Source organism: Paenibacillus monticola (assembly GCF_009664975.1).
Lineage (GTDB): Bacteria > Bacillota > Bacilli > Paenibacillales > Paenibacillaceae > Paenibacillus_AQ > Paenibacillus_AQ monticola.
This window is the reverse complement of record NZ_WJXB01000011.1, coordinates 161,515-174,400: the sequence shown is the minus strand read 5'-3', so window position 1 is coordinate 174,400 and position 12,886 is coordinate 161,515. Positions and strand designations below refer to the sequence as shown.

Here is a 12,886-nt window from a genome sequence, read left to right as displayed (position 1 = left end):
AGAGGGGTTCAAATTATGAAGGCAATAAAAGGAATGCTGGCAATCGCTTTAGTGGCAACAGTGCTTTCGGGATGCGGGGGAAACCAAAATGCGGCTTCTTCCACCAATGGCAAAGATACGAATACAGACACCACGGCTCCAATTACACTGACATGGTTCGATAAAAATACTGGGGATGCCTTTGATAATCCGGTTGCGAAAGCGATTACGGAAAAAACGGGAGTTAAGGTAGAAGTGCAACAGCCGACAGGCAACCCGATTGAAAAGTTGAATCTGATGCTGGCAAGCAATGATCTGCCCGATGTGGTCATGCTGGATCGTGGAAGCGATATCATGAACAAATATATCGCTTCCGGTGCCGTGGTCCCGCTGAATGATTTGATTGACCAGTATGGTCCGCATATTAAAGAGATGTATGGCGATACGCTTAAAAAGACGAAAAGCGATGACGGGAAAAATTACTATCTGGCCAATTGGTACGGCCTTGAGAAGTATCCTGTGTTTGGATTTTTTATGCGGATGGATATCATGAAGGAGCTTGGCGCAGGAGATAAAGTGAGCAATGGCGAACCGTTCACAGCGGAGGAATTCGAGAATTTACTCGTCAAATTCAAGGAGAAGTACCCAACTATTGATGGCAAAGATAGCATCCCGATGACGCTGAATGGTGAGAATATCGGCAGTGTAACCGGCACGCTCAAGGGCATGTTCGGTATGATGCCTTACTATGAAGTCGGCGGTGAACTGAAAAAGGATATTCGTGATCCTAAATACCTGGAAATGGTCAAGTTCCTGAATTCCTTGTACCGCAAGGGATTGCTGGATAAAGAATGGGCTACGCTGAAAACCAAGCAGTTCGAACAAAAGTTGTCGACCGGCAATGTATTCGCAACGGCAGAAGCACTCTGGAATGTGGGCAATGCCAATACCGTGCTGAGATCGGCAGAGAAGGACCCGGCTAAACAGGAAGAGCACCAATTCTACCAATATAAAGTGCTTGCCCCCGGGGTTGCGGCTGACCAGACTACCTACGGTCCTAAGAGCTCCTTGGGCTGGGACGGCGTAGCGATTACAAGATCGAATAAAGATCCGATTAGAACTATTAAAATGATGGACTATCTGGCTAGTGAGGAAGGGCAATATTTACTGATGTGGGGCATTGAAGGCAAGGATTGGGATATGAAAGATGGCAAGCATGTACCGAAACAGGAAGTGCTGGATGCCTTTAAGAAAAACTGGGATGAAGCAGCCAGAACGACGGGTATCCGCAAATGGACCTGGATGATTAAGAATGGCCCAGGGACGGACGGAACGCCATATGATTTGATTGGCCGCTTTTCAACAGATGCTGTAACCGACCTGGCTATCAAAAACTTGGCGGATACCTCTTATGACACCGCGCCGTATGACAGCTTGGGAACTGCCGGAGGCACGACGGAGGCGATTATGGAAACCAAGGTTAATGACACCGCCAATAAGTATTTTCTGAAGATGGCCCTGGCTCCTTCTGAAGAGCAGGTCACCGAACTGTACAATCAGATGATGAAGGAAGCCGAGTCAGCAGGGCTGTCAAAGATTGAGACCATCTACACCGACAACTATAAGAAACGTCTGGAATTGTGGAACAATTAATTATTCACTGAAGGGATGATCGGCGTGGCAATACAGTACCAGGAGCAGCAGCGTATATTTGCGATTCAGACTGGGGGCAGTTCCTATATCTTTGGAATCAATGAAAAAGACAGGCTGCAGCATCTATACTGGGGCGTACCCGTAAGCATAGAGGATTGTGCCCCATTGCTCCGGGCGGAAGCCCACAGCTCCTTTGATGCGGAAGTAGAAGGCGAAGCGGAAGAGTACAGCTTCTGGGGAGGTGTTTCTTATACGGAACCGTCGCTAAAGGTTCGTATGCCGGATGGCGTCCGCGATCTGTCCGTACGTTATGCCGGACACCGGATTTTTGAGCAGGATGGTAAAGAAACGCTTGTCATTACGCTCAAGGATGAGGTTTATCCGCTAGAGGCTCATTTGTATTATCAGGTCATTCCGGAATACGATTTGGTGGAACGGTTCGTCAAGATTGTGAATACCGGCGAGTCAGAGATCGTTCTGGAAAGTACACAATCTGCCGCCTGGACCCTTCCCTATTTACCAGATTATCGCTTAACTTATGTGACCGGGAAGTGGTCAGGCGAATTTCAGCTGCGGAACACCTTGCTGACCGAAGGCAAAAAGGTATTGGAGTCGAGAAGGGGCTTCACGGACAGCCACGCCAATCCGTGGGTTGCCATCGATGACGGAACCGCAACCGAATCTGGGGGACGTGTATGGTTCGGAGCGCTGGGCTGGAGCGGGAACTGGAAAATTACAGCGGAAAAAACCGCGTTCAATCATGTGAAGGTAACGGGTGGAATCAATGATTTTGACAGCGAGTGGGTACTTGGTGGCGGCGAAACTTTTGAAACGCCCGTGTTTGTCGGCGGGTTCAGCGAAGGTGGCTTTGGAGAGATGAGCCGTCATTTGCACCACTATCAATATGATTATATTCTGCCCAGCAAGAAAACAAGAAAGGTACTCTATAACTCTTGGGAAGCGACCTATTTCAACGTCAATGTCCAAGATCAAATGGCATTGGCCGCAAGAGCTGCCAAGCTGGGCGTCGAGCTGTTTGTGGTGGACGATGGCTGGTTCGGACAACGGACATCAGACCGGGCCGGGCTTGGTGACTGGTCGGTGAATAAGGAGAAATTCCCGCAGGGGCTGGGGGAATTGATCGATAAAGTTCAAGGGCTGGGCATGGAATTCGGAATTTGGGTAGAGCCGGAAGCCGTAAACCCGGATAGCGATCTGTACCGGCAGCATCCGGATTGGGTATACCATTTCCCGACCCGCAAGCGGACGGAGCTGCGCAATCAATTGCTGCTGAACATCTCGAAGCCGGAAGTCAAACAATACATCCTTGATTTCATGACCGATCTTCTTCGTGATCATCCCATCAAATTTATTAAATGGGATATGAACCGGACCGTTACAGAGCCCGGGATGAAGGATCATCCGTTAAACCGCCAAAAGGAGATCTGGATTCGTCATGTTCAGAGTCTGTACGTGATCTGGTCTGAGCTGCGGAGCCGATTTCCACAGGTCGAATTCGAGACCTGTGCGGGCGGAGGCGCAAGAATCGATCTGGGTATTTTCCGGTATGCCGACCAAGCCTGGCCCAGTGACAATACCGATGCTTTTGACCGTCTAAGTATCCAAGAAGGCTTCTCTTATACCTATGCGCCAAGAATGATGACCTGCTGGGTCACGGAATCACCGACAGGTATGAACAAGCGCAATGTTTCACTGAAGTATCGCTTTCACAGTGCGATGCTGGGGACGCTTGGGATTGGTTCGAATCTGAATGAGTGGAGTGACGAGCTTATTGCCCAGTCGGCTGAATATATCCGGCAGTATAAGCAGATTCGCCATCTCGTGCAATTTGGCAGCCAGTACCGCTTATCGGCACTCCGGGACAAGGGAGTCACGGCGGTACAGTATACAGATGCGGAGGGAAGCGACAACGTACTGTTTGCCTTCCTTCATTCGCAACGGCTGGGCGAGCCGCTTCCGCGGCTTCGCTTGCAGGGATTGCAGGCCGACACGCTCTATGGGATAGATGAACTACCGGGAGTTTGGAGCGGCCGGGCCTTGATGAATATTGGCATCGAGCTGCCTCTGCGGGGCGATTTTGACAGCTTGATCTACCGCATTCGGGAACAAGCCTAACGCGGCTTGTGGATAGGATAAGACTATAAAAGCTGTCTCCTAAGTAGAATTTTCTACGAAAGAGACAGCTCTTTTATTACCGCCAAAAACTTGAACAGTCTGCCTTATCCAAAATATTAAACTCGATCAATTGCTCAAGTAAGGAGAAATCAACCGGACTATCCCACTTGATACGTATCAACTGCTTAGTGTGATCATAGCCAGCCAACACAATTTCAGCAGAAAAATGATCAATGCCTGCCTTTTCAGGGGCAACAGCTAAATGAGGTTTGGCTATGCTAAAGCCAATAATATAGGTGCCATGATCGGTAAACATAGGCTGATTCCAAGCGATTTTTGGCATTAAATTTGGGAATTTGTTAGTTACCCACGTCAGAACTTCTTCCGTTCGGGCCCGCTGTTGCGGGTTATCAATCTGCGCTAAATATTCTGCAAAAACGTCCATGTTATTCCCTCCTATAATAAAAATCATTTTAACTTCTTCTTTCATATGAGCATTGCTACTCATTGGAGAAAGCGATTGACATGCGAATTTTTGCGCAGATCAAGGGGAGCCTGATGATAGAACTTTTTGAATTGATGATAGAAATGACTGACATTCTCGAAGCCGGATTCCAAAGCGATTTCAATGACACGCAGCTCGGTGGTAAGCAGCAGATTGCGGGCCGTATTCAGCTTAAGCCGGTTGATATATTCAGTAGGTGTCTGCTGCAGATATTGCCGGAATGCCCGGTTTACGTGTCCGACGCTTCTTCCGGACAGCTTGTATAAGACTGGCAGCCCCCCGTTCAAGTTCTCCTTCGACTGCATTTTGGAGACGGCATACTCCAGCCACAAAGGGATTTCAGGCTGTCGTGCAGTTTCTGAAGTAGAAAAATATTGGGTGAGTATATCGATAAGAATGCCTTTGAGATAAATTCTGGCCCTGGCCCTGTTGGTGCTGGACAGCATTCTGAAGCGATCAAAATGGCGGATGAGCCCATCCATCTCCAACTGGGACAGCATGGCGATCGGAGGAATGGGAGCATTCAATAGTCCATCCGTGTAATCTACTTCATTCAGATAGGCGAAGGCTTCCGTAATGAGGCTGATCCGGCAGGGAATGTTCAGAAAGCAGCAGTCTCCGTCCTCATTCCGCTCATATTTATGAGTATCCTGGGGTCTGATAAATACGAGACAGCCAGGTCCCAGCAACTGGGTCTGCCCGTTCACGATATGCTTGCAGCTGCCCTCGCTTACGATGAAGAACTCATAGAAATCATGGGTGTGTTCCGGAGATACCTTACTTAAGGAATCGATCCAAAAAGGGTCTGCTAGCAATTCAGAATCAATATGGCTGACTTCACTATATTTAATCATGTCCTTGAATCCTCCAAATGACTAGGCTGATGTTAAAATAGCACACTACTCTAGTGAACACAACACAAGAAGTGAAACGCTTTCTTTAGTACAATGGAGTGGAGGCAAAAGGAAATAACTACACTCAGGAGGCACAGAATATGCTGCTTATCGATCTAAACGGACAATGGCAAATGAAACGACTGGATGGTACGGAATGGCTGGAGGCTAGCGTACCGGGCTCTGTCTATAATGATTTATTAAATGCGGGTCAAATGCCGGACCCGTTCTACCGGGAACAGGAATATGACGTTCTGGAATTGTCCAACTATGATTATGAATATGAGCGTACGTTCCAGGTGGATGCCGGGACGCTCGCGCATGAGCGAGTTATTCTCCGCTGCGAAGGGCTTGATACGTTATGCGAGCTGTTCCTGAACGGAGATAACATTCTGAACAGCAGCAATATGCACCGGACGTATGAGGTTGACATCAAGTCACTGTTGACGATTGGTGAGAACAGAATACAGGCGATTTTGCGTTCTCCGGTAGAATACTCCTTGCGTAAACAGAAGGAACTGCCGCTGACGAACTGCGCCGATGCCGTGGAAGGGATCTCCCACTTGCGCAAAGCACACTCCATGTTTGGCTGGGACTGGGGCCCAAAGCTGCCCGATTTGGGCATTTGGCGCAATATTTCCATACAGGGCTACGGACAATCCCGGCTTGACGATGTTTATATTACCCAAATCCATGAACAGAACAAGGTCACTTTGGATATCCGGGTGAGAACGGATGGCTGGCAGGAGGCTGAAAGAGAGCTTAGAGTCAAAATTCTGACTCCGGGCCAAGAGACACTAGAGAGCTGCGTGTCCGAGAAAGCGGGGACCGATCATCATATCTTGGTTGAAATCCTGGAGCCGGAGCTCTGGTGGCCGAACAACCTCGGGGAACAACCTCTGTATACGGTAGAGGTTTCCTTGACCCGGCAGCAGAACGAGCTTGACCGCAAGGAGCTGCGGATCGGACTGCGAACGATTACGGTCAAACAGGAAGCGGATCAGTGGGGAGAGTCCTTTGCGTTTGAGGTGAATGGAACGGCTATCTTCTCCATGGGTGCCGACTATATTTTGGAAGACAATATTCTGGCACGCTGCAACAGAGAGCGCACAGAGTGTCTGCTCCAAAGCTGCGTTGCCGCCAACTTTAATACGATACGCGTCTGGGGAGGCGGCTATTATCCGGAGGATTACTTCTATGATCTTTGTGACGAGTATGGCCTCATTGTCTGGCAGGATCATCTGTATGCCTGCGGCATCTATGCGCTGACCGAAGAGTTCCAGGATAACATTACTCATGAGACGGTTGATAATATGAAACGGCTGCGGCATCATGCTTCCTTGGGGTTATGGTGTGGAAATAATGAGCAGGAATTGGCCTGGGTCGAATGGGACTGGGAACATCTCACTTCCCTACAGCTTAAGGCGGATTATATCAAGCAGTATGAAGTATTGCTGCCTGCACTAGCCAAAGAAATTGACCCGAATACGTTCTATTGGCTAGCCTCGCCGTCCTCCAAGGGCAGCTTCGACAAGCCCAATGATGAGAACTATGGGGATATGCATTATTGGGGTGTATGGCATGGCAAAGAGCCCTTTACGGATTACCGGAAGCTTTATCCACGCTTTATGTCGGAATTCGGCCTCCAGTCCTTCCCGGCTCTGAAGACGATTGAAAGCTTTACTTTGCCGGAGGACCGCAATATTTTCTCCTATGTCATGGAATCCCATCAGAAGAATAACACAGGGAATGAGAAGATTCTCTATTACATCGGTGAGACTTATCAATATCCCAAGGATTTCGCCGCCATTCTATACGCCTCACAGCTTATTCAGGCGGAGGGCTTACGCTGTGGGGTGGAGCATTGGCGCCGGAACAGAGGACGCTGCATGGGAGCCCTGTATTGGCAGCTGAATGATTGCTGGCCTGTAGCCTCTTGGTCCAGTATCGATTATTACGGCAGATGGAAAGCGCTGCACTATGCAGCCAAGCACTTTTTTGCACCAATTCTAGTGTCGGCTCTGGAAGAAGGCACACAGGTTGCCCTTCATGTATCCAATGAGAGCAAGGAGGCCGTTCAGGGAGAACTAAGCTGGAGACTGCTGACCCCAACATCAGAAGTATTGCTTCAAGGTGCCAAACTAGTTGAAATTGCGGCATTCAGCTCTGCAGAGCTTGAACAGCTTGATTTCGAACAAGTGCTGGATACAAAAGCCAAGAAACGGGAGGCCTATCTTGAGTATTCTTTTGTGGCAGGGGAGACGAAGAGTGAAGGAACTGTATTGTTTGTGAAGCCGAAACATTTCAACTTTGCCGATCCCCAACTTGAAGTGAACTTCAAGGAAGAAGCTGACCAATTTAGCGTCACAGTGAAGTCTAGAGCCTTCGCCCGGTTTGTCGAGCTTGACTTCAAGGAGCTGGACGCTGTCTTCAGCGACAACTATTTTGATCTAGCAGCGGGAGTGGAGAGAGTCGTCACCATCACCAAAAAGGATCTTGGCACAGCGTACACCGCTGAAGAATTGCGCGAGCAGCTTACAGTTCGCTCCGTATTTGATATCTGAGTAGGAAGGACGATAAGAGAGCAGAAAGCCGATAGATAGGCACTCTTCAAGAATACCGGAATTACCATCATATGGCCGATGATGAATCGGATGCACAATAACAAAGCGCCACTGATCCTAGCATAGGATCGGAGGCGCTTTTACTGTAGCTTATTCATGTATATCTCGTAGAACCAGCAGAGGCCCTTTCTTACTGCGAAGTGTTTCTAACGATGTAAATAGTTTCTCCTGCAGCTGTCGGCATCACACCGACTTTACCAATGAGCAGCAGCGGTTGTCCGGAAGAGCCAGTGCAGATAGCGCCTTCTGCCCAAGGGATATAAAAAGATAAGCGGGAGCCAGCTTCGCTGACAATCTCCACCCATTGGACCTCCCCCGCCTCTAACGCCGCGCTGACCAGAAATCCACCTGCGGCGCGCAGCGTATGAAACTCTGCCAGTTTGTCTGCGGGCCAGTTCGGAAAGAAACGTAAAGATCCGTTATAGCTCTGTAACAGGCATTCGTTAATGACAGCAGGCAGCGAGAAATTCTCAAACCAGACGCCCATTCGGGACATGAAATCGAAATCTGCTGTGTCTGGGTAACGGCCCCCACTCATCAAGGCTCTGTCGGTGCAGGTGCCGTTCGGCAGGAGGCAATAAGCAATTTGCCGCTTGAACCGCTCCAAATCGAGAATGCCCAGCCGTGCTCCGGCCATATTGTAGAAGACCAGCTCATTCCCACCTTCGTTGCGGTGATTAAGGTAAGAATTAACCGCGATTTGGTAATCTTCCGGGGAGGAGTGAAGCCCATGCTCTTCTCCTGGAAAGACGGTTGTAACCGGAATCGGAACGTTATAGACTACTTCGGGGTCTTCACCCAACACCGATGTAAATACACGTCCATGCGAAGATTCAGCTGTTGGATACAGTGGAAATCTCTGTAGGATATCGTCCACCTCGCCTAGTAATGCTGATTCGGCATCCTCTGTTCCAAGAATAGTACAAGCCTGGATAAAAGCGTGGAAGATGAATTTAGTCAAAGTTAAATCGATCAGACAGTCGCTGTTTTTGGCAAAACCCGGGGCAATCTCGTACAACTCCGGTACGACCGTCGGGAAGATATGATAGCGGTCATCTTCCCAGCGTTCGCCCGAAGCTTCCGGACGTTTCATGTAATCAACCATGAACAGGACCGCTTCTTTAATGGGCTGAAAGGCGCGTTCCCGAAGGAAGACTTCGTTCATGGAGTACAGATAATGCCACCAGAGGCTCTGTACAGTCCATGGCGTTTCACATACTTCCCAGCCCCAGTGCGGGACAGGATAGGGCATCATGGTCATTTCAACGGGATAAGCAGAGTGGGGGAAATAGGCGCCCCGCAGACCATAATAGTCCCGCGCCCACTTGCGGCTAACCGGAAGTACATGTTCAACCATGTCTACATAAGGCAGATGTTTATCCAGATGGTTGCTGGAGAACGCCAGCCAGAAGGGCTGCTGTGTATTGTAATTCATATGATAGTCCCCGTGCCAGTCTGAGCCGATATTGCGGTAGCTCCAATTGGCGAACAGACCCGGACAGGTAACATCAGCCTTTACGGCGCAGTTAAAGAAATACAGGTTCCGGTACCAGGTTCTTTCTAAGAATTCGTCCTCCAGAGCAACGGCTGAACAACTCCAATAGGATCTCCACAATTCTTCTGAATGGGTGCGAGCCAAGCTGTAGCCGGACAGTTCAGGAGGCGCAATTTCAGCTTCCGTCTCTAGGACCGCGGCTGCAGAACCTTCCCATAATTCCACACAGGCGGAGCAACCCTGCATATTAACTTGTTTGTTCTTAGGATCAGATCCACCTGTTGCGGAAACTCTGACCGCTAACCGAAATGCCTTGTCCTGCGCATGTGCCATATATGGTGAAACCGGAGCCTCCAAGTACGGCAGAATTTGCGTGAAGGATTGTACCCCCGTTCCGGCATCACTTCCAACAATAGCTGCGGGAAATTCCTGCGGTGTTTCAGGATCAGGAATTAGCTTTACCTCCGAGAACAGGGGAAGCTCTTCTCCGCTGACAACATCCGTCATGCGCATCCAGAGCCGGTCTTGGTCGGCTTCTACGAAGATTTCGAACAACGCGGGTTTGCCGCCAATAAGGAAATCTACCGTGCAGCGTCCATTGGCAATATGGAGCGTATGTCCCAACACCTCTGCTTCGCGGCGATCAAAGCGGAGCAGCACTGAACCGCAGGGCATCGGTCTAGGATAGGTTTTGCGGTAATTATCCCCCGTCATTTCACAATACTCTTGATACCATGGATTATCGGTCATCTGTGGAAGGCTTGCCGGAAGTGCAGCAAATCTGGCGAATACCTCCTGAAAGGTCATGATTTCATCCGCGTGTTCCTCGGCAATTCGGATATCCCATACATTATTGTGTCCGAAATGGAGCATAACCGCATCGGGCCGGGTAGTGACAACAACGCCCAAGCCCCCATTGCCCAGCAGTGCTCCTTCAAAAAAATCCGTTGCCGGCCCTTTAAAATGGATATCGTGCCGGCTGGCTTGTTCATGGGCATTCACCTGTCGGTTCAATGATATAGAATGTAATTTCTGCACGATTGTTTCCTCCCTCATTAATTGACGTTTACTCTTCTAAATGTATCTAAACAACCAGCGGATGTATTTAGCGAAGGGTCTTATTTTTGCACGATTGTCGGATGAAATGTACCTTTGAAGCAGTGACGTAAGGAGATCACAGGGAGAAACGTACGCTAAACACTCCAAATGTACCTTTACGCTGTACCTGATAGACGCTAACATTTGAATTAGAAAGCGCTACCATTTAGAAACGTACAGAGAATTCTATGAAGCATGGAGGAATGAATGACAATGGCTAATCAGAAAAAGGTGAAATCGGAGTACATCTATGTCTTTTCAGTTATTTTGATCAGTGTGCTGGTGCTTGTAATCTCGCTGGTGTTACTAAAAGATTCTAAAGCATCCTCCGGTTTGAACGGGCTGCCCAATTATACGGAGATCCGCGGAGATTATAATGCAGAAGGCTTGAAATATGAGAAACAACCACATCTAGGGAGCAATACGGCTAAGGTCAAGGTGATTGAATTTTCCGACTTCAAATGCCCATCCTGCAAGCAGTGGGAGCAAACCTATTTTGAACGCTTCAAAAAGGAGTTTGTCGATACCGGCAAGGTGGAGCTTTTCTTTACGAATTTCGCCTTTATTGACCGTGATTCGATCATGGCAGCCAGTGCTGGCGAGGCAATCGCCGCCCAGAATAACGATAAATTCTGGGAATTCATGAGCAAATTATATGATCACCAAGGTGACGAGACGACGATTTGGGCGACTCCACAGTTTATGCTGGATTTCGTCAAGGACAATATCAGCGGGATTGATTATGACCGGTTTGCCAAAGACCTGCAGGATCACACCTACATGCTGCCGGTGAAGGAAGATTTCAAAACGGCCGCCAACTATGGGGTCAACGGGACTCCGTCGTTTATGGTCAATGGCACATTAGTATCAGACGACTCCTATGAGGCATTGGCTGCCGCCATTGAGGCCCAGTTAGCTTCCGCGGACTAATGAATTTCTCTTCCTTGCATCCTTATGTGTATCTCGCCACCCGCTATCCCTTTGCCAAAGGACAGTCCAGTTCAGAGCGGATTTGCTATATGAGCTCTATCTATTTGGTTAGCGAAGGATATGGAACGCTCATCACAGATGGAAGAACCTGCAGCGTGGGTCCCGGCACACTTGCCTATCTTCCAGCAGGCCAAATCCACGAATGGATAGCAGACCCACTTGAGCCTATGGTGCATTTATGCTGCTATTTTGACTGGCAGTTTGTCGAGAGAGAAGCGAACTTTGCGTGGGCCTGCCCCATCTGTTATGAGCCGGAGCAGTTGCAGCAGGCCTTGGTCGGTCCGGCATTCCCCTACCCGATCCCGGAAACGGCTAAGGTGGATTCGCTAAGTGTCTGGACTGATCTCTTTCAGAACTTCTACAAATCCGGAGAATACATCAATGAGCAGACCTTTATGCGGAATCTAACCATTCAGCGGAATTTCCAGACCTTTATGGACTATTTCCTGCATAACATGCTGAAGGATCAACCTATCCCGGACCGCCGGATCATCCAGCTGCTTGAACGCATGGAGCAGGATTTGCTTCACGATACACCCAAGCCCCTGGAAGTTTATTATGAGAGTCTGAATCTGAGTCGGGGACATTTCTTCGATATTTTCAGAAAATCTACCGGCTGTTCCCCCATCCAATACATGAACCGCTTCCGGCTAGGCCGGGCGAAGGAGGATTTGCTCCATACCCATCTAAGCATCACGGAGATTTCTGAAAAATATCATTTCAGTTCGGTGCACTACTTTTCCCGTTTATTCCACCGCCAGATCGGCCAGACTCCACGGGAGTTTCGGTTGCGTTGAACTTTTTATCTTTTTTCAAATATCCATAATCCCAACATCTCTGTTGGGATTATTTTTCGATAGAAGGCAATGAAAAACACCGTGTAACTATTATGCTCTATCTCAAGATCAGGGGTTGACCTAGTCAACCGGACTGAGGTGACCCTATTTGTTCGAAATCAGGTTATTTAAGAATTTGACGGACACTTGAGACGTTATTGACCCAATTTCTTCCCCCAAGGATCGTTTTTTGCTTCAATAGCGTCTTCTGAGTCCGCTTCCTGTTCTCACCCCCCCCAATATGTGAAATAGAGGCTCTACAGTCCGGCAAGTTTGATCTGTAACTATGCATGTTTTGTATTTTTGTCTCGTTGTTCATTCACTCGAATTCGTCAACCGCTGAGCCATTATCATAGGCAAGATAGATAGCGAAAGTAACCATCCTGGAAAGGTGACTGCTGCGAGCTTACTAATTATTTATTGTGTAAACGTTTGTATTTGCGTAAATAGATAGCTGAAAATTTAGAATGATAGCCGAAAAGATGCATTGACCAAAAAAAATTCAGAGCCTATAATCATAAACAAGGAAAATTCATTAGTTATGGAACTATATGGAACTGAATTGTTTCTTTCGGGTTCAATTGTAAACGCATACAATGAATTTTTTTATGTGAAATATGGATGGAGGCGGTTCATAAATCAACTTTCTTGTTATTCGTCTTTTTTTATCATTAATT

Annotated in this window: 8 protein-coding genes; 5 read left to right on the top strand and 3 right to left on the bottom strand. The window is 48.3% G+C overall.

Features of this window, described 5'->3' with window-relative positions; all coding sequences use genetic code 11:
* Positions 1-15 precede the first annotated feature (15 nt).
* Together GJB61_RS23605 and GJB61_RS23600 are read left to right on the top strand one after the other, a co-directional pair.
* A complete protein-coding gene (locus GJB61_RS23605) occupies positions 16-1,632 on the top strand; it encodes an ABC transporter substrate-binding protein (protein ID WP_154121479.1) in 1,617 nt (538 codons plus the stop codon).
* Between the two features lie 15 nt (positions 1,633-1,647).
* The gene (locus GJB61_RS23600; protein ID WP_154121478.1) at positions 1,648-3,768 is read left to right on the top strand and encodes an alpha-galactosidase; all 2,121 of its coding nucleotides are present in this window, start codon (positions 1,648-1,650) and stop codon (positions 3,766-3,768) included.
* Between the two features lie 76 nt (positions 3,769-3,844).
* Here the strand turns inward: GJB61_RS23600 and GJB61_RS23595 are convergent, their stop codons facing one another.
* Both GJB61_RS23595 and GJB61_RS23590 read right to left on the bottom strand, forming a co-directional pair.
* A complete protein-coding gene (locus GJB61_RS23595; RefSeq protein ID WP_154121477.1) occupies positions 3,845-4,213 on the bottom strand; it encodes an iron chaperone in 369 nt (122 codons plus the stop codon).
* A 59-nt stretch (positions 4,214-4,272) separates the two neighbouring features.
* Positions 4,273-5,127 (bottom strand): helix-turn-helix domain-containing protein, encoded by an 855-nt coding sequence (locus tag GJB61_RS23590; protein WP_154121476.1) that lies wholly within the window; start codon positions 5,125-5,127, stop codon positions 4,273-4,275.
* A gap of 140 nt (positions 5,128-5,267) precedes the next feature.
* Between GJB61_RS23590 and GJB61_RS23585 the strand changes: the two genes are divergently transcribed.
* Positions 5,268-7,730: a beta-mannosidase gene (locus GJB61_RS23585; protein ID WP_154121475.1), complete on the top strand. Its 2,463-nt coding sequence runs from the start codon at positions 5,268-5,270 to the stop codon at positions 7,728-7,730.
* A gap of 190 nt (positions 7,731-7,920) precedes the next feature.
* Here the strand turns inward: GJB61_RS23585 and GJB61_RS23580 are convergent, their stop codons facing one another.
* On the bottom strand, positions 7,921-10,323 hold the full coding sequence (locus GJB61_RS23580; RefSeq protein ID WP_195724445.1) for a glycosyl hydrolase family 95 catalytic domain-containing protein: 2,403 nt from the start codon (positions 10,321-10,323) through the stop codon (positions 7,921-7,923).
* A gap of 273 nt (positions 10,324-10,596) precedes the next feature.
* On the opposite strand from GJB61_RS23580, the gene GJB61_RS23575 reads away from it, so the two are divergent.
* Both GJB61_RS23575 and GJB61_RS23570 read left to right on the top strand, forming a co-directional pair.
* Entirely contained in the window at positions 10,597-11,313 is a 717-nt protein-coding gene (locus tag GJB61_RS23575; protein ID WP_229522401.1) for a DsbA family protein, read from the top strand.
* Complete coding sequence (locus GJB61_RS23570) at positions 11,313-12,170, top strand: AraC family transcriptional regulator (RefSeq protein WP_154121472.1); 858 nt, start codon at positions 11,313-11,315, stop codon at positions 12,168-12,170. Before GJB61_RS23575 ends, GJB61_RS23570 begins: the two co-directional genes overlap by 1 nt.
* Positions 12,171-12,886: the final 716 nt, after the last annotated feature.